The sequence below is a fragment of the Bacillus sp. FSL L8-0152 genome, from assembly GCF_038006365.1.
GTDB classification, from domain to species: Bacteria; Bacillota; Bacilli; order Bacillales; family Bacillaceae_G; genus Bacillus_A; species Bacillus_A cereus.
This window is the reverse complement of the sequence record NZ_JBBOVB010000001.1, coordinates 2,912,251-2,930,391: the sequence shown is the minus strand read 5'-3', so window position 1 is coordinate 2,930,391 and position 18,141 is coordinate 2,912,251. Positions and strand designations below refer to the sequence as shown.

Below are 18,141 nucleotides of genomic sequence, written 5' to 3'. Positions count from 1 at the left end.
TTAATTGAAATGTCTATTATAGGATTCATTTTATATAACTTAAGTTATTTTATAGTTTTTATTAAGTATTTGTGGAAGATTTCTAAAGTGAAATAACGCAGAAAATATTTTCTGCGTTTCCTCTGAAATGTAATCATTTCTTTTTATACGTGCATAATTTTTCAGCTGTCAAAAAGTATACATTTAATGTACCGTCGGCAACTTTTAAAGTTTGCTCTGATGTAAATGAATTACCATAATCAATGTGATATACATTAGAATTTTTGACAAATGAGCCTTTATATAAATCGTCTTTATTCTTTGTGGTTTGCATTTCTACTAAATTTTGCACAATTTCCTCTTTATTTTCTTTTTTGACAACTGTTTCAAATTTATAATATACAGGGCATTCACCATTTTTATTGTCAACGACTTCCCAAGAACCGTATATATCGTTATTGCTGCATCCACTAAGTAGGATGATTAGTATAGGAATTGTAAGTAGAACCTTTTTCATTTTGTGCTCCTTTCTTTTAAATTTGAATAAACGTGCGAATACGATAGGGATATTATAATAAATAAAGTTTAAATTTTTTTAAAGAATTATTTAATTTCATATAAAAATTTAGGAGAAATTAAATAAGCATGAATCTAGTGTAAAGTCAGATTCATGCTAGTACTATAGCCTATGTTATGTCTTTTTTGAGGATATATAAAGAGGAAAGCAGAAGCACTATTCCATTTATTATATATACGCTTGCGATCATAAAGGCTAACGTACCTGCGCCAAATCCTGCTTTATCGAATATAGAAGCAAATGTTGCGATAGTCAAAAAGATAATGGGAGTCAGTAGTAAAAATATGAAACCTGCCACGATTCTTTTTTTAAAACTATGTCCAGATAAGGAAATGGCTAAAAAGTTTAGGATGCTAAACAGAGCAATTGCAAAGAGCAGGACAATAAATACTTGGATGCCATCAGACATTTTACCACTCCTTTTATAAAGAGTACTCTTTATAATCTATTCGAAATAAAAGAGGGCTACTCCTTTAGATAATTTCAATAAACGTAATAAATAGGCGTATTATAAAACAAAGAAGTATGGATTCAATATTATATCCATACTTCTTTGTTTATTTTATAAATTCGCAGATTGCGAATGCTGTTTTTCATAATGTTTCTGCTTAGAAAGGGAAATAGAAATAATCAATAATGAAACGACTCCGAAGATGAGAACCATATATTGTAACCCAATTGTATCTAAGAAGAACCCTGTGCCAAGTAAGACGATTTGGAACATAACCCTCTCAAACATATTACGGAATGAGAAGAGGCGACCGTGATAACTTTTTTCAACTTTCGTTTGGAAAATTGTCGACATAATAGGGAAGAAGCAGCCAACGCTAAACCCAAACAAACCAAATGATGTAAGAGCCATCCATTTTATATCGCTAAAGAACAATGAAAGGTGTGCAAAAGCAGTACAAACTGCGAAGAAATATAGTAATTTTTCAGGTTTGAAATGATCAGATAGACGTTTAATTACGAAGGCACCTAACATAAATGCGACACCTTCAATTGTATATATGAACCCTTTAATCGTAGGATCATGTTGCATTTCGCTAATGTTAATAACCATTAAATTAAACCCAGCTATAAATAATAGAGGGATAATACTTAATATAAGTGCTGTAAAAGCAATAGGAATTCCTTTTAAAATACGAAATACTTCCATAAAGCTATTATCTTTTGCAGCTTGTTTACTTGGTGTTGTTGATTTCTTGTCTTCGAATTGTAGGAAGAAAGTCGAGAGGAATAATAAGGCGTATGCTGCCATTGAGAAGGCATACATGTACTGTAAACTCATCACAACTAAAAGAATTCCACCTAGTGAAGTACCTGCAATACGAGCGATTGTACCAACATTCATATGTACACCATTCATTTGTAATAACTCATGCTCACGTACGATGAGTGGAATTACAGATTGTAATGCAGGGAAATAAAATGCTGCTGAAATTTGAAGAGCAACCATAAATGCAATCATAAATGCGATACTTTCAAATTGAATAGCAAAAAACATGAAAATAACACTTAAAACTCGACCAAACCCAGCGTAAAGAAGAACTTTTTTCTTTTCATACTGATCGATGACACGGCCAGCCATAGGTCCAACTAGAACACCGGCTAATAGTCCGATAAATAATATAACTGATTTCATGAAATCAGAAGGGACATATTTTTGCATAAATTCAAGGTTGCCAAGAATACCAAGCCATAATCCTAGACCTGCAATAAACTCCCCAATTAAAACAATCCAAACGTTTTTATTACGCCACATAACATAAAACCTCTCCGTCTTTTAAAATGAAAAACTCGTATATAAAACCTCCTTATTTATGTAGTATTTTTATACGAACTTTTTTAGAGTCAGAGTCTATATTACGTGTTTCATAATTGGATTTCAATCTTTTTGATTTGTCAAAAATTTGATGCGTTAATTGATGAAATAAGTGAATTAAAACATAAAAAATTTATGATTAAAGCTAATAGAAAGTAAGGGTACATATAAAAAAGCAAGAACGTATAACTACGCCTCGCTTTTCTCAAGTACAAAATTAAATATTAGATTCACTTAGCAACATTTACGCTCTTGTCCAATAGCTAAAGCGCTAAAAGATAGTGGGCCAACAACTTCTGCGCTTGCACCACTAGTAAGGTTTTCTACAGTTAATGAATATTCGTGTGTTCCACTGCTAACGTTTTGATCTATAGCTTGAAATGTTTGTACGTAGAATTGTTCAGAATCTGTAGATTCAATACCTACTTGTGCATTAAAAATTTCAATATTATCACGGAAAATTCGGAATAAAACTTGTGAAGTCTCAGTTATACCTTCTACACCAATTGTAGCGATTAATTCTACTCGATTATTACGTGAATCTCTACTTGAAATTCGCAATTTCAAATTTGCTAAAATTGCTTTATTTGGAGAAGCTGGGATTGCAAAAGTTGTTTCACCAGTTTTACTTATAGGCTGAGTAGCTTGGTAATCAATGATATGAGTCATATTCTTCACCTCCTCATATACTAGAATATGAAAATAGTGAATAATTAGTTTGGACAAATACTAGATTATTTAATAGAGTCAACAATAATTATTGAAAAGAAGAAATTCACATAAAAGCATTAAGAATATATCACAATAAGATGATATTTTTCTTAATGCTTTTTGTAATTAAGCAGAATATTCTTCTTTACGTACTTCAAAAAATTCATTACGTCGTAAGTAATTATAAATTTTCTCTGAAACCTCTTCTTCTTCAGACACTAAGAAACGATGATCAAAAGCGTAGAAAGATTGACCTTTAATTAATTTTACGTAATACATATTAAACGCCTCCTGACACTAGATTATTACTTGCTTCATATTATGATGGCCTATATGTCTGCTAAAAATACTTGGAGTTTCAAAGGGGATAAGTAAAGGGATGAAAGAGCTTACAATTCTGTAAGGTTTATGTCACCTTTTTCGATAGTTTGTATTTACCAGTTTCTTCTATAATGCAAATAGGTTACATAAAATAAGGGGGTAAAAAGATGGATGAAATAATTGGAGAAGTTGTAGCTGGTATTTGTGAATTTGTAGTGGAAGTAACAGCGGATGCTATAGGAAATTTAGTTTCTGGAAATGATGAGGAAAAAGAAACATTATAATAATTTGTAAAAGAATAAAGTTGATCAAATTATAAAGACTGATTTCTAAAGGGAAATCAGCTTTTTTATTTTTTACATTATATTAATTTAATTTGAATATTCATTTGTTATCATATTTAAGAAGCCTATATAAGGAGGTGAATAAACAAATATGCCGAATTCAGGGCCTGATTTATCTGTTTCTCGTTTGATTGTGGTAAATATAGAGGAAAAAGAATATCATTTTATTGTTCGTGAACATCCGATTGTAGGGAAATTTATATCGCTATTTGAAAATGGGAAAGAATACGGTTTAATAGATAAACAAATCGCTAATAAAGATAAATTTATTACAGCGGAGCTTACTAAGTTAGATTATTTTAATATAGATGTTTTATATCTTACACCTGGGTGGATATGGATTGGTATGGATCAATTTGGTTTACATGCTCGTGAGGCTACTTATAACGAAGTAGATGTTATTATGAAGTTGAAAGAGGATTTATATTATATAGATATATACGAAGAAATAAAAATGTAGTAAATATTTATTCAGGTTAGGGGGGAAGTTCCCATAGCCTTTTTTTTTGTTTAATAATAAAGTGAAAAATTATATTATTTTAATGAAAGGTAAATATGATAAGAAGTGAGATGAAAAGAGGATTTGAAAATACATTAAGAGAATTGTAGTAATTATATGAGTCGTATATGTAAATAACAATAGAAAGAAGATGATAATATGAGTAAAGAAGAGCTTGTGAAAAAACAGTTTGGCAGCAATGCAGATAAATATGTAAATAGTAAAATACATGCTAAAGGACTGGATTTACAATATGTAGTTCAACAAGTTGAGTCTCGTCATAATAATCGTCTTCTTGATGTTGCTACTGGTGGCGGGCATGTGGCAAATATGTTAGCACCTATGTTTGAAGAAGTAGTTGCACTTGATTTAACAGAACAGATGTTAGAAAAAGCAAAAGTTTTTATAAAGCAGAATGGTCATGAAAATGTATCTTTTGTAGCAGGAAATGCAGAGAATTTACCATTTGCAGACCATTTTTTTGATACAATTACATGCCGGATTGCAGCCCATCATTTTACGAATCCGGCTCAATTTATTTATGAAGTAAATCGTACGTTGGAGGATAATGGATTATTCATCTTAATAGATAATGTTTCGCCAGAAAATAATGAATATGATACATTTTATAATTTTATAGAAAAGAAGCGGGACCCAAGTCATGAACGAGCTCTAAAAAAGACAGAATGGCTTACTTTATTAGAAAAAAACGGTTTGCAAATGCAGTCATGTCTTACTTTTGATAAGAAGTTTGATTTTGACTGGTGGTGTAATATGATGGATGTCCCTGTACAAAAGCGTGAAAAATTAACAGAATGTATGATGAAAGCACCAAACGAAATGAAGGAATATTTTAATATTCAACTTAAAAATAATAAAGTAGATTCGTTCTATACTGAAATGGCTATGTTTATATGTAAAAAAAGTACAACATTAAAAAGATAAATGTGTTGCAGTCTTTCTGAAGTACGATATACTTAGTACAGAGAAACTGTGAATTGAGGAATAGTTATTATGATTCGTGTACGCATTGAAGGTACTGAGGAAGAAATGCTTGAATTTATGGGGAAAATGCCAGACATTCCTGGATTTGAAAAGACACATATGAGAGAGCCAAGAAAAGGAAATAACCCGAAATACGATTCAAGTAAAAATGTACTAGCATATTTGTCTTATAAAAAGATTGAAGTCGCCAATAAATAGGCGGCTTTTTTAGTTTGCACTGTTTCACCGCCTTGTCTTTTTCACATAATAATAATAGTAGATTATGCTGAAGAGGGGTGAGAATAGTTAATAAGAAAATCATCTTTTTTGGAGACTTTGGTATTGATGACGCCGTAGCGTTAATTTATGCAAATAAAACATGTAAATTAGATATTCTAGGTATTGTTGCAGAGTACGGGAATGTATCACGAGATATCGTTACGGAAAATGTTTATTTTTTAGAAAGGTACTATGCTACACAAGTGAAAATTATTGAAGGTGCGAGTAGGCCGATGACAGCTGAAGAACCTTTGTTTTTCCCTGAAATCCATGGGGATCATGGTTTAGGTCCTATTATTCCACCTGAAATGAGAATTTGTAAACGAGAAAATTTTTGTGAATTAATCAAATTAATCGAACCTTGTCCAGAAGATATTATAATTGTGGCGACAGGAAGACTAACGACGCTTGCTACGTTATTTTTATTGTATCCAAATATAATGGATCGTATTTGTTCGTATTATATAATGGGCGGCGCTTTCCTATTTCCAGGTAATGTTACACCAGTATCTGAAGCGAATTTTTATGGTGATCCAATTGCAGCAAATATTGTTATGAAATATGCGAAAAACGCTACTATATACCCGTTAAATGTAACACAGGGTGCGCTTATTACGCCTGAAATGGCCAATATAATAGATAAACAAGGAACTGGACAGGCGAAACTCATTAAACCAATGATTGATTTTTATTATGAGAATTTTTATAAAAAAGAATATCCAGGTATTGGTGGAAGTCCCATACACGATTTACTACCGTTTGTCTCGTTTATAAACGATAGTATTTTCGAATATAAAAAATCGGCAGTGTGGATTAGTACGACAAATGATGTGACTAGGGGCCAAAGTGTAGCTGACTTTAGAAAAATAGCTGAACCAACAAGGTTTGATGATCGGCCGATTCAGAGAATTGCTGTTGGTTTTAACTATCCTGCTTTTAAAGAAGAGTTTATGCGAACAATATTGAAGCCAGATTGTCCTTAATGTGTGTAATAACAAGTCGGATAAATCGTTAGTTCGAAAAATAGTTTATCGGTGTGTATTATTCTCAAAAATCTTATAGTTGAGCAGCATGAATAACTTATGAAAAATGTCACATAACTAATGGTAAGCAATTGTTTCTAATTATATTTTGATTGGTTAAATATAAAGGAGGTTATTATATGATCTGGTCTTTAATCGTTGGTGGTTTATTAGGATGGTTTGCAAGCTTAATTACTGGAAGGGATGTACCAGGTGGTGTAATTGGTAATATTATTGCTGGTATTATCGGTTCTTGGATTGGTACGAAATTACTTGGTAGTTTCGGTCCTGTAATAGGCGGATTTGCAATCATTCCTGCTTTAATTGGTGCGGTTATTTTGATCTTCATTGTGAGTTTTTTACTAAGAGCAATGCGGAAATGAATGTAGCAGGACTGTTTACATTTGTAAGCAGTCCTTTTTATATGTTATGCTAGTATTATACAATCAGGAGGTGTCAGCATTGAAATCATTTACAGTAAATTTCCATCAAGAAGATAATGCAAAAGCGACAACAGTACATAAATTAAGTGAAGAGGACTTCAATAAAGCAACTGAAAAAGGTACTCGTCATTTATTTGATTTAGATACAAACGTTGGCTTCTTCGTATTCTTTGATGCAGAAGATGCAGAAGGAAATGATCAATACTTAATGTTACAATATGAAGGAGATCATGAAGAACCAACTGCGTGTTATGGATTTGATTTAAAACTATACTATCAATTTTTAGCACTATACTTAAATGATCTGGAATACCAAGGTGAAACAGATGAGGAAGAGGAAGAATATGGTCCAATTCATCATTTAGCTCACTTACTTTATCATATTGTTGAAGACGGTAAGTCAATCGAAGTGTAATATACATATTTAAAGCTGTCCTTTTGGGCAGCTTTTTTATATGACATTGAAATGGTGTACTTTGAGCTAAATAAAGTGAAGCTTTAATCAGTGGGTGGTTCATCCCCACTGATTATTAGCCCTACCAATCGGGCTTTTACGGGCAGCCCTTACCCCTATCTAACTTCTTTGCTTCGAAGTGGGGATCTTACTGCCCGGCAAATAGCGGGATAAATTAATAATAGAAATTTATTTATTAAGTAGGATTATTTATTACTTTCATGTTAGGATCGTAAAACACCTGTTATAATGATTGTAATTAAATTCATGGAGGCTAATTCTATGCTTGTAGATGTAAAAGCTTTTATTAAAGCTGCAGGTTTAACATGTATTTCATCATTAAGTGGAGATAATACATTTGCTTATAATTTTGAAACTGTAAAAAGCACTATCGCTACATTTTTTAAGAAACTAAGATTTACCGTTTAATTTCATTTCAACCAGTAGGAAAAGAGTAATCACTTCCTACTGGTTTTTTTCTGTTTCAAGGAGCTGTTGTGACGGCATATTTTCAGCTATAGATAGAGGATATTATCATTGAGAAGAGAAGGTTTAAATAAGGAGATGAATACAGTGATTAACAATATAATTCCAAGTTTTTTGAAATTATGGGAAAGTGACGATTTAGAATTAGAACTCCTTAATCGCTACTTTACTTCGCATTCAGAGATATTTGAAGAATACTTTAAGTATCATTGTCCTAAAACGAAAGAACGTCTTTCTAATGCCATTAAACAATATCCCGCAAAAATAGAAGATATTCGTATTATTGCAGAATCATTACCAATCATTATTCAAGAGGTAACAAATGAATATCGTAATAAATATAACTTTGATGTAAATATGAAATTCCATGTATTCGTTGGAGGATTTGGTTCAAATGCATTTGTAGAAAGGGAAATCATTGGAGACATATTTTTTGCGGCAGAAAAATTATCTCCAGATTTGAATCATCTTCGTGTTATTGCTGCTCACGAAATAGGTCATATATATCATAATGTTATGCTACAAAATACTGGAATAGATTGGACTAGGGCTGAATGGACCGATGCGTCGGTAAGTTTGTATCGTGAAGGTGTTGCAACTTATTTATCAAAAAAAATCGTTAAAGATTTAAATGAGTCTGTTTACTACTCATATAATAGTGACGGTGATCTATGGCTACAATATTATAAAGAAAATGAAGAGAAAATAAAGAAACGTTTTTTACAAGATTATGTTGAAGGATGGACAGATGAAAAAGAGAAAGAATGGTTCCGTTTATCAGGAGGTAGTTACTTCGGATATAACAGACTTGGTTACTTTTTAGGAACAGCTTTTGTAACATATTTTGTACAAGCCTTTGGAGAGAATGAAGCACTGACTTTTTGGAACAAACATAATTTGAAAAGTAGTGTAATGGGTTGGTTATCGAAATGAATAAGATGCAATAGGGGGGTAAAATGATGAAAGGGTATTTGAAAATAGTTATGTTGTTTTTGGCTATAGCATGTATGTTTGCGCTAGCAGCATGTAATGGGACAGACGAAAAAAAGGAAACAAATCCAACCTTGGAAAATAATAAAAATGAACAAAGCAATTCTTCAGAAGAACAGAAAAATCCTGAAGCAAAACCAAGTAATGAAAAAACAACAAAACCATCACCTGAGCCAGATTCGAAAAATAGAACACTTAATCAAAAATCAATTAACCACGTTAAAGATTTGTTTGAACTAGCAAAAGAAGGAAAGGTACCTAATGTGCTATTTGGAGCCCATACAGGGGATATTGAAGAAATTGAAAAAGCGTGGGGGCAAGCAAATAAAACCGAATATACAGGGAATGGAATGTACGCAACTTTTACAAATAAAAATGTTGTTTTCGGATTTAATAAAGGGTCACAAGTTTTTGATGTACGCTCATATCATGCAGAACTAAAATTGATTACATTACAAGAAATTGAAAAAGCATTAGGAAAACCATCTTCAGTTAAAGAGAATGGTGAAGATAAAATATATGTATACAAAGTAAATAACCAGTATGAGCTGAAATTTGTCATTCCAAAATCGACTGGTAAGGTAGATCATATTTCTGTATTTTCACCAGAGGATAGTATTAATAAAATGGCAGGATAAGAAATTAAGTGATTTCAAAAACACCTCACTTTATTGAAGTGAGGTGTTTTTAGTTGTAAATAAGGAACGTCTCCTGCCATATAAAACATACTTTCATATGCGAAATACTTCACTTTTGTTTTTTAATATTCATCCAATAAGAAATATTGATCTACTGAAAAAGTAGTAACCTATAAATTATGTGTAGGCTGGTTCATGATTTTTTTACGTTCTAAATTTTGAACAAACAGTGCTTGAACAATACCTCCAATTAATAAGAAACTAGCACAAATATAAAACAGCATACTTCCATTTAATTTACTTAATAAAACTGCACCAATAACAGGTCCACACGTTCGAGATATATCCCAGTGTATACCGTAAATTGAAAAATATAAACCACGTTTATCATGAGGTGCAATTTCTGAAACGAATCGCAATAAATGGTTTAAAGCAATACTTTCTCCAATGACTAAAAAGAGTAAGGTGAAGAACAACGACAATATCGTCGTTGAATAACTAAAGCCAACTGCAGCTATCGTATAGCAGGCGTAAGAAATAAGGATGATTTTCGCCATAGAAAATCGTTCAGACCATTTTACGAGGAAGATTTGTAGAATGATTTCCAAAATGGCTTTGCATGTTGAAATAAATGCGAGTATGAATACGAGATTAGGAAATACATGTTCTGCAAAAATACGATAATTCGTCTCAGTTTGTGCATAAAAAAAGCTAATAGGAAGTGTAGAAAACATAAGACCGAATATGGCGTAATGTTTAAAAACAAATTGCTTTGGTGAACTTGCCTCAATTGTTTGTTTCGTCTTACTTATAGTCGGAACGGTTTCTGGGAGCTGGGTCCAAACAACAACGGCATATATCGTAAGGGTTACACTTTGCACGATAAATAAATATTCTGGGTGAGTATTATAAAAACTTGCACCGATTAAAGGGCCGATTACGGATCCAATTGCTCCCATCGTTTGTAGGAGAGCAAAAATTTCTGCTTGCTGCTCTTTTTTTGTTAAATCAGCAATTTGTGCACGTTGAGCCGGAATATATAAGGAACGGCCAATGCCATTAATGACATATAACAGTGCAAATATAAAAACGGATTGAGCGAAAACGAAATTACCGATTGCAACACTTTGTAGCAATAAGCCGAGTAACATAATCTTTTTCCGGCCATATTTATCAGTAATTCCTCCAGCAATAAGTGTAAATAAAATGTCTGAAAGTGGCTGTAATCCGAAAATCAGCATAGTTATTATTACATTGCCGTTTAACATTTTATTAACGTAAATAATCATAATGATAGCTAGCATAGATTCAGTCGTTCGGGTTAATAATTCACCACACAGTCTAATAAAAATAGGTTTATTGTAACGAAGTAAGAGATAATTCAATATTAATTCCTCCTTTCTATATTTAAATGATAAGATGAAAGAAGAATTGGAAAAAGGGTAGAAACAATAGGGAGTATTTTTCACCTTTTAGGGGGATTATGATGTTTATTTTAGATCAATATATTGAACTATGGATTGCTTATGGAAAAGGGAAAAAAGAGGGAGAACGATTGGAAGTAACAGTGCAAAATATATCTGAAACATTATTTTGTACAGAGCGTAATAGTAAATTAATTATAAAAAAATTAGATGAGTTAAATTGGATCAAGTGGTTTCCAGGTCGCGGCAGGGGAAATCGTTCCAAGTTAATATTTCAAAAGCACCCGATGTCTTTAATTTTAGATAGAGGAAAAGAAATAACGAAAAAAGGGGATGTGAAAAGCGGAAGCGTATTTGTGGAACGCTATAGCTCACATTTTCCGTCAGTAAAGGGAGAATATCACTGCTGGGTAGATTCAATATTTGGTCATAAGATTGAAATGACATCTGAAGGGAGAAGAGATGTACTCCGGTTGCAAGTACAAATGAATTTAGATATCATATTAGATCCTGTATACGCTACAATGCGTTCAGAATGTCATATGGTAAAACATATATTCGACACACTCGTGTATGTAGACGGTAATACAAACATTATAGAGCCAAGACTTGCATTTCACTGGGAATATAATGACGCTGAAAAAATATGGACGTTTTATTTACGAAAAGGAGTTCACTTTCATAATGGAAAACAACTTACTGCACATGATGTTATATACTCATTGAATCGATTTATGAATCTGGAAAATAATGCACACGCATGGATGTTACAACACGTTGAAAGTATCCGTTCAGTGGATGACTACGTTGTCGAAATTCAATTACAAACGGAAAATAAAATGTTTTTACATATGATAAGTGCAGAACAGTGTTCTATCGTGAATGAAGATGAAGCAGGAGAGCTAATTGGAACAGGGTCTTTTCAATTATATAAAAGTAATGAAAATCTGTTCATTTTAGAAGGTCATCCTTTATATTTTCGTGAAAGACCTTTTTTAGATCGTGTTGAGTTGTGGAATGTAGAACAAGGTGTAAGTACATATGATGTTTTAGTAAAGGCGCAGTATAAAGATAAAGAAAAACATAATAAAGAATTGTCTCGGCTTGAGTCGAACGTGACATATATAACATGTAATCTTACGAAAGAAGGACCAATGCAAGATGAGTTATTTCGGAAAGCGTTATATAAAATCATTCATGGTTATACAATCGTTCAAGAACTCGGCGGAGAACGTGGAGAAGTGGCAAAGAAACTAATATTAGCAGGTGAAAGCATTGTAGAGATTGAGGAAGATGTAGAAAGTTTAATTAAAAGGAGTACTTATCATAATGAAGTGCTACAGCTCTACACATTTACAGGACGAGATCATGTTGAAGATGCACAATGGATACAAAAAGAGTGTGCGAAGTACGGGATTCGTGTAGAAAATAATTTTCTTGATATAGAAGAGCTATTGGAAGTAAGTACGATACAAAAGGCTGATATGATGCATGATAGTGCCACAATAAGCGAACGAATAGAAGATAGTCTATTATATATGTTTCTTACAAAAAATAGTTTTATTCATGGACAAAGCAACATGGACTTTTATGAAAAGTTGTCTATTTATTTTAAACAAGAAGAATTAGAGAAAAGAGTTACATTGTTACGCGATATTGAGGATACTTTGTTACGTCAAATTCATATTATTCCTTTGTATCGTAATAAACAAGAGGTAAGTACACATGAAAAAGTCCAAAATATAATGATTAATTCACAAGGTTGGATTGATTTTTATAATATTTGGTTTAAATCTTGATATATAAGGGCTTTTGCGCATTTTCATAAGATGTGTAAGAGCCTTTTTTGTATGTAGGAATATGTTTGTTTTACACATTGTTACGCTACTTGTGATAAAAGTCTATTTACAGCGTAACAGTGTTATGTTACATTGTTATCAGGAAGGAGTGTTATACAGTTGAGTACAGATTTGATTTCAAAAAAAGATTTATTAGAACTAACTGGCATTTCATACGGACAGTTATATAGGTGGAAAAGAAAAAATTTAATACCGGAAGATTGGTTTGTACGAAAGTCAACATTCACGGGTCAAGAGACATTTTTTCCGAAAGAAAAGATATTAGAGCGTATTGATAAAATCCAAACGATGAAAGAGGATTTATCACTTGATGAACTAGCGAATATGTTTTCACCGAGTGTGAGGGAAATTCTTTTAACAAAGGAAGACATTTTACGTAAGGGGATTGCATCAGAACCAGTTTTACAATTTTTCATAGAACAAACGAATAAAACAGCAGAGTTTCAATTTGTAGATATTCTTTATGTGTACATGTTAGAAGAATTATTACAATCGGGAGATATTAGTTTAGAAGAAGGAAAAATGATCTTGCAAGTTGTACGTGAAAATTATGAAGCAATTAAACATAAAACTTGTGATTTAATCATTGTACGAAAGTTAGGGATTTCTACATGTTTATTAGTTTCAAACGTGGAAGATTTAATTTTTGAAAAAGGCACTAAAATCGTTTTACGCGAAGCGATTATGAAATATACCGAAGCATTAAAAACGAAATTGTTGTAGTGGAGGAGAAAATATGCGTACAGATAATTTGATTATAAATGGTTACGGTTCATCGAATGGTGGCGAGTTTCATAAAGTGCAATTAAACGGAAAAGGTACTGTGAATGGAAATGTTGAATGTGACCAATTTGAATGTAACGGTTACGGTGCCGTTACTGGAAATTTGAAAAGTAGCAATGCAAGAATTAGTGGATCAGGTAAAATCGACGGTACAGTTCATGCTGAAACGATGCGAATTGATGGAAAAGCAACAATTACGCAAGATGTGAAGGCAAACAGTTTGAAAATTGCAGGAAAAGGTACGGTAGGTGGAAATGTCACTGGTGAAGAATTTAAAGTCAATGGTCAAGCGACAATTGATGGTAATTGTGAAGTGGATACGTTTTCTTCAGAAGGACAATTTACAATTGGTGGATTACTAAGCGCTGATGAAATAAATATTAATATTCACGGTACATGTCGAGCGAAAGAAATTGGTGGTCAAACGATTAAAGTAAAACATAGACTAAGTACTTTTAGTAGGCTGTTTAAATCAGTATTTGGTATGCAATTAGAGGCTGAACTATTAGAAGGTGACAATATCGATATTGATTATGCTCACATAAGAACGGTAAGAGGAAATAATGTTACGGTAGGACCGAACTGTGAGATTGAACTGATCGAATATACGGGTGTTCTTACTGTTGATAAAAGCGCAAATGTAAAAGAAATGAAGCAGATTTAATGGAAGGGAGAAAATGATATGGAACATCAACATAGTCTTACTGTTAATGGTTCTGGTAGTTCAGCAGGCGGAGATTATAATAAAGTGAAGATTCGCGGTGAAGGAACGATTTCTAATGACATGAGCTGTAATGAATTTAAAACGTACGGCACGAGTGAAGTGTGCGGTAATATGAAAGTGAAAAGTTATGTCGTGTATGGAGATAGTGAAGTACAAGGAAATGTAGATGCGGAATATGTAAAAGTATACGGAAATACACAAATGCATAGTGATGCTCATATTGAAAAAATAAAAGTAAGAGGTATGATAGAAGTTAAGGGGAAATTAACTGGTGATTTCGTAGATGTGAAAGGCGCTTTAAATGTAAAAGGAGATATTGAAGTTGAAGAACTGTCACTAACTGGTGGCCTTGAAAGTGATGGATTACTTAATGCTGAAAATATTGAAATTTCACTTCGTTATGAAGGTAGCAAAGTAAGAGAAATTGGCGGTAAGAAGATTACCGTTCGTAAAAAAGCGAGATTTATTCCATTTACAAATCATGCTGGAAGCCTCCAAACGTCTATCATTGAAGGAGATGAGATTTATTTAGAGCATACGATTGCTGAAGTAGTAAGAGGAAATAATGTTACAATTGGTCCTGGATGTGAAATTAGTGTTGTAGAATATCATACTAGTTTTAATCAAAAAGGTAATGCAGTCGTAAAGGAACATAAACAAATATAAGTAGTACGAGGGAGAGCAAGGTTATGGTTGAAAAGAATAATAAGCTCGGCTTTGTTGTAGCGGGCTTATTGCTAGGTATTTTAATGGCATCAATGGATAATACCATTGTCGTAACAGCGATGGGAACAATCGTTGGTGATTTAGGAGGCCTTGAAAACTTTGTATGGGTCGTTTCTGCCTATATGGTCGCAGAAATGGCAGGTATGCCGATATTCGGAAAACTATCAGATATGTATGGTAGAAAGAGGTTCTTTATTTTCGGTTTAATCGTCTTTATGATTGGTTCGGCGCTTTGTGGTACTGCTGAAAATATTACACAGTTAGGGATTTATCGTGCCATTCAAGGTATTGGCGGCGGGGCATTAGTGCCGATCGCGTTTACTATCGTTTTTGATATTTTCCCTCCTGAAAAGCGCGGGAAAATGGGTGGTTTATTCGGAGCAGTATTTGGTTTATCAAGTATTTTTGGTCCGTTGCTTGGTGCGTATATTACAGATTACATAAGCTGGCACTGGGTATTTTATATTAACTTACCGCTTGGCGTTTTAGCACTTATTTTTATTACATTCTTTTATAAAGAGTCACGAGTTCATAGAAAGCAAAAAATTGATTGGTTTGGCGCAATTACTTTAGTTGGTGCAGTAGTTTCTTTAATGTTTGCGCTTGAACTTGGCGGACAAAAGTATGATTGGGATTCTAACTTTATTTTAAGTTTATTTGGTGGATTCGTTATTTTAATTATTGCATTCATTTTTATTGAACGTAAAGTAGAAGAACCGATCATTTCATTTGAGATGTTTAAACAACGTTTGTTCGGAATGAGTACAATTATTGCTTTATGTTACGGAGCTGCATTTATGTCAGCAACTGTATACATTCCATTATTTATTCAAGGTGTATACGGTGGCACTGCAACAAACTCAGGATTATTACTTTTACCAATGATGTTAGGCTCAGTCGTAACAGCGCAGTTAGGTGGTTTTTTAACGACAAAGCTTAGCTACCGAAACATTATGATCATTTCTGCGGTTATTATGCTAATTGGACTATTTTTATTAAGCACATTAACGCCAGAAACAAGTCGTGCATTATTAACAGTGTATATGATCATTATCGGATTTGGAGTCGGTTTCTCATTCTCTGTACTAAGTATGGCAGCTATTCACAACTTCGGTATGGAACAGCGCGGATCTGCGACTTCGACGAGTAATTTCATTCGTTCATTAGGTATGACACTTGGTATTACAATCTTCGGAATGATTCAAAGAACAGGTTTCCAAGATCAATTAGAAGAAGCATTTAAAGGTATGAGCGGGGGAATGAATACAAACACATTAGGGGATTCAAGAGCCATTTTATCAGAATCGGCAAGATCTCAAATCCCTCCGCAAATATTAGATAAGATTATTGATGCTCTTTCTAGTTCAATTGTTCAAACGTTCATGTGGGCATTGGTACCAGCTGGATTAGCATTCATATTCATTTTCTTTATGGGAAATGAGCGCATGGTAATTAAGAAACAACAAAAGAATAAAAAGAGCGAAACATCAAAAGCGTAATGAAAAAGCTCCTTTCCAATTGGAAAGGAGCTTTTTCATATGTATGGTGTTAGATTAGCCTTCGATAATTTCGTATTCTTCGTCTGCAAGTAATAAAATTTGTGTTTTCTTACCTTTGTTTTGAACTTCGATTACATCGTATGCACCTAAGTCTCTTACTTTGCTTTGAGAAGCGTTAACCATAACTTCCATAGAATCAATTAAGATATCTTCTTCAATGTATGATTCAGGCAATGCCATATCTTCAGTTTCTAATACACATGCGTATAGATTTTGTAAGTTTTCAGCAGTTGGGTTTTGTTCCTCAACATCAATGATGTTTTTTACTGCTTCCATATTTTCTTCTTTTACTTGGTATACTTTAATTTTAGCCATTGTTTTAATCTCCTTTATAACGTAATCGTAGAGGCTACACTTCATTATAACGTTTTTTTCATGAAAGATGAAATTGTTATATGTATTTATAGTAAAAATTATGTGTTATTACTCATTATTGGTGTAATTCCCTTACTAATATTATGAATAGGTAACGATATTCCTACGTTAAAGTTATATTGTCCAAGCTTTTTTGTTTTCCTTTCATATATATGTATTAGCTATTCTATATAAAGAAGGGATGGAGTGTAAGTGGATTGTGAGCCGAAACGTGATTGTGGATGTTGCCAAAATAGTATATGTGAATTTTTACAAAGTCTAGAACCGTATACTAAAGTTGAAAGTATTGTAATAGCAGGAAACGAAATCGTTGTATCCTATTTTCTTTCGTTTAATGTGATGAAAGGGATTGTATCATTTGTACAAGAAGATAGTGAGGTTATATTTGTAGATTGCTCAAAAATTGATGCAATCCGAATAGGAAAAGTTTGTAGTTGCAAATCGAAAGTTAAATATATTGAAGAGGACTTTAGCTTGCTAGGAAATGTGTGCCCGCAATGTTTAACAGAGGGGAGCACAATCTTTTTCGATTTTCATGATCCAGAATTAAATTTATCTTTACAAGCGAAAACAATTGATGCACCTATATGTACTGAATTTACAGATGAACTTGGGAATATAGTAAAGCAAGTTGCAATCGTAGGTGAAGCAATTGTTTCTAAGGATTTTGTTCAAGTACCTGAACTGTTAGATTTTCGATTAGTTTTATCGGATACTGCTGCGAACCCTTTGAAGTTTGGAATACTATTCATTAATTTTCCTGATATTACATTCATTATTCTTTTCGCATCTAGTGGATACTTAAACATTTCAAATTGTTTAAAAGTAGAGAGTGGAACTGGTAATATTGAAATAGAAGAGCTGAAAAAAATGATAAAGGATGACGATAACACGTACAAATCGGTTGTTAAATTGACTAAGGTATATAAGAACGGTGAGACGGAATCTTTTATTTCTAAGAAGGAGTTATAACGCATTTTTTGATAAATCCTCATACATTATGTTGAGGGTTTATACATACACGATGTATATTCTAAAGTTTAAAAAGTGAGATACTCTTTTTTTATTAGATGTTATAATAATTTTATATTTGTGAATAATTTATAATTATATAAAATTTTAGTTTAATAGGTGTTTGC

22 protein-coding genes are annotated in these 18,141 nt (G+C 32.7%); 15 read left to right on the top strand and 7 right to left on the bottom strand.

The annotated features are described in order from the left end of the window. Window positions 1-133 precede the first annotated feature (133 nt). The 5 genes from MHH27_RS14770 to MHH27_RS14750 all read right to left on the bottom strand — a co-directional run bounded on the left by MHH27_RS14770 (window position 134) and on the right by MHH27_RS14750 (window position 3,371). Window positions 134-496: a hypothetical protein gene (locus MHH27_RS14770; RefSeq protein WP_000757024.1), complete on the bottom strand. Its 363-nt coding sequence runs from the start codon at window positions 494-496 to the stop codon at window positions 134-136. Between the two features lie 169 nt (window positions 497-665). Continuing rightward, a complete protein-coding gene (locus MHH27_RS14765; protein WP_001279472.1) occupies window positions 666-965 on the bottom strand; it encodes a hypothetical protein in 300 nt (99 codons plus the stop codon). Between the two features lie 153 nt (window positions 966-1,118). After that, window positions 1,119-2,321: an MFS transporter gene (locus tag MHH27_RS14760; protein ID WP_000269261.1), complete on the bottom strand. Its 1,203-nt coding sequence runs from the start codon at window positions 2,319-2,321 to the stop codon at window positions 1,119-1,121. Between the two features lie 294 nt (window positions 2,322-2,615). Continuing rightward, complete coding sequence (exsC, locus tag MHH27_RS14755) at window positions 2,616-3,050, bottom strand: exosporium protein ExsC (RefSeq protein ID WP_000148797.1); 435 nt, start codon at window positions 3,048-3,050, stop codon at window positions 2,616-2,618. A 168-nt stretch (window positions 3,051-3,218) separates the two neighbouring features. After that, on the bottom strand, window positions 3,219-3,371 hold the full coding sequence (locus MHH27_RS14750; RefSeq protein ID WP_000291905.1) for a YqbF domain-containing protein: 153 nt from the start codon (window positions 3,369-3,371) through the stop codon (window positions 3,219-3,221). A gap of 477 nt (window positions 3,372-3,848) precedes the next feature. On the opposite strand from MHH27_RS14750, the gene MHH27_RS14745 reads away from it, so the two are divergent. The 9 genes from MHH27_RS14745 to MHH27_RS14705 all read left to right on the top strand — a co-directional run bounded on the left by MHH27_RS14745 (window position 3,849) and on the right by MHH27_RS14705 (window position 9,552). Then, window positions 3,849-4,217: a hypothetical protein gene (locus tag MHH27_RS14745; RefSeq protein WP_340943092.1), complete on the top strand. Its 369-nt coding sequence runs from the start codon at window positions 3,849-3,851 to the stop codon at window positions 4,215-4,217. Window positions 4,218-4,415: 198 nt separating this feature from the next. Next, entirely contained in the window at window positions 4,416-5,201 is a 786-nt protein-coding gene (locus MHH27_RS14740) for a class I SAM-dependent methyltransferase (protein ID WP_000031302.1), read from the top strand. 69 nt (window positions 5,202-5,270) lie between these two features. Continuing rightward, entirely contained in the window at window positions 5,271-5,459 is a 189-nt protein-coding gene (locus tag MHH27_RS14735; RefSeq protein WP_000621885.1) for a DUF3970 family protein, read from the top strand. A gap of 77 nt (window positions 5,460-5,536) precedes the next feature. Beyond that, window positions 5,537-6,502, top strand: coding sequence for a nucleoside hydrolase (locus MHH27_RS14730; protein ID WP_001223685.1), 966 nt, complete (start codon window positions 5,537-5,539; stop codon window positions 6,500-6,502). Window positions 6,503-6,681: 179 nt separating this feature from the next. After that, window positions 6,682-6,924 carry a GlsB/YeaQ/YmgE family stress response membrane protein gene (locus MHH27_RS14725; protein ID WP_000638310.1) on the top strand — a complete coding sequence of 81 codons (243 nt, stop codon included), beginning with the start codon at window positions 6,682-6,684 and terminating at the stop codon, window positions 6,922-6,924. Between the two features lie 79 nt (window positions 6,925-7,003). Beyond that, the gene (locus tag MHH27_RS14720) at window positions 7,004-7,399 is read left to right on the top strand and encodes a hypothetical protein (RefSeq protein ID WP_000834885.1); all 396 of its coding nucleotides are present in this window, start codon (window positions 7,004-7,006) and stop codon (window positions 7,397-7,399) included. A 321-nt stretch (window positions 7,400-7,720) separates the two neighbouring features. Then, on the top strand, window positions 7,721-7,867 hold the full coding sequence (locus tag MHH27_RS14715; protein WP_000959551.1) for a hypothetical protein: 147 nt from the start codon (window positions 7,721-7,723) through the stop codon (window positions 7,865-7,867). A 135-nt stretch (window positions 7,868-8,002) separates the two neighbouring features. Further along, the gene (locus MHH27_RS14710) at window positions 8,003-8,857 is read left to right on the top strand and encodes an aminopeptidase (protein ID WP_340943088.1); all 855 of its coding nucleotides are present in this window, start codon (window positions 8,003-8,005) and stop codon (window positions 8,855-8,857) included. 23 nt (window positions 8,858-8,880) lie between these two features. Further along, window positions 8,881-9,552, top strand: coding sequence for a YjgB family protein (locus MHH27_RS14705; RefSeq protein ID WP_340943085.1), 672 nt, complete (start codon window positions 8,881-8,883; stop codon window positions 9,550-9,552). A gap of 170 nt (window positions 9,553-9,722) precedes the next feature. Here the strand turns inward: MHH27_RS14705 and MHH27_RS14700 are convergent, their stop codons facing one another. Continuing rightward, entirely contained in the window at window positions 9,723-10,937 is a 1,215-nt protein-coding gene (locus MHH27_RS14700; protein WP_340943083.1) for an MDR family MFS transporter, read from the bottom strand. 101 nt (window positions 10,938-11,038) lie between these two features. Here MHH27_RS14700 and MHH27_RS14695 point away from each other — a divergent pair, with 101 nt between their 5' ends. The 5 genes from MHH27_RS14695 (at window position 11,039) to MHH27_RS14675 (ending at window position 16,567) form a co-directional block, all read left to right on the top strand. Beyond that, entirely contained in the window at window positions 11,039-12,775 is a 1,737-nt protein-coding gene (locus MHH27_RS14695) for an ABC transporter substrate-binding protein (protein ID WP_340943080.1), read from the top strand. A gap of 159 nt (window positions 12,776-12,934) precedes the next feature. Continuing rightward, entirely contained in the window at window positions 12,935-13,558 is a 624-nt protein-coding gene (locus tag MHH27_RS14690) for a YhbD family protein (protein ID WP_071714223.1), read from the top strand. 13 nt (window positions 13,559-13,571) lie between these two features. Continuing rightward, window positions 13,572-14,282 (top strand): bactofilin family protein, encoded by a 711-nt coding sequence (locus MHH27_RS14685; protein WP_001258371.1) that lies wholly within the window; start codon window positions 13,572-13,574, stop codon window positions 14,280-14,282. 18 nt (window positions 14,283-14,300) lie between these two features. Beyond that, window positions 14,301-15,008, top strand: a complete 708-nt coding sequence (locus MHH27_RS14680) for a polymer-forming cytoskeletal protein (RefSeq protein WP_000401031.1) — start codon at window positions 14,301-14,303, stop codon at window positions 15,006-15,008. Window positions 15,009-15,031: 23 nt separating this feature from the next. Then, window positions 15,032-16,567, top strand: a complete 1,536-nt coding sequence (locus tag MHH27_RS14675) for an MDR family MFS transporter (RefSeq protein ID WP_000229635.1) — start codon at window positions 15,032-15,034, stop codon at window positions 16,565-16,567. A gap of 54 nt (window positions 16,568-16,621) precedes the next feature. Here MHH27_RS14675 and MHH27_RS14670 read toward each other — a convergent pair whose 3' ends face one another. Continuing rightward, on the bottom strand, window positions 16,622-16,942 hold the full coding sequence (locus MHH27_RS14670) for a hypothetical protein (RefSeq protein WP_001062742.1): 321 nt from the start codon (window positions 16,940-16,942) through the stop codon (window positions 16,622-16,624). 252 nt (window positions 16,943-17,194) lie between these two features. Between MHH27_RS14670 and MHH27_RS14665 the strand changes: the two genes are divergently transcribed. Further along, a complete protein-coding gene (locus tag MHH27_RS14665; protein WP_071714224.1) occupies window positions 17,195-17,974 on the top strand; it encodes a BC_2878 family exosporium-associated protein in 780 nt (259 codons plus the stop codon). The last annotated feature ends 167 nt before the right edge of the window (window positions 17,975-18,141 follow it).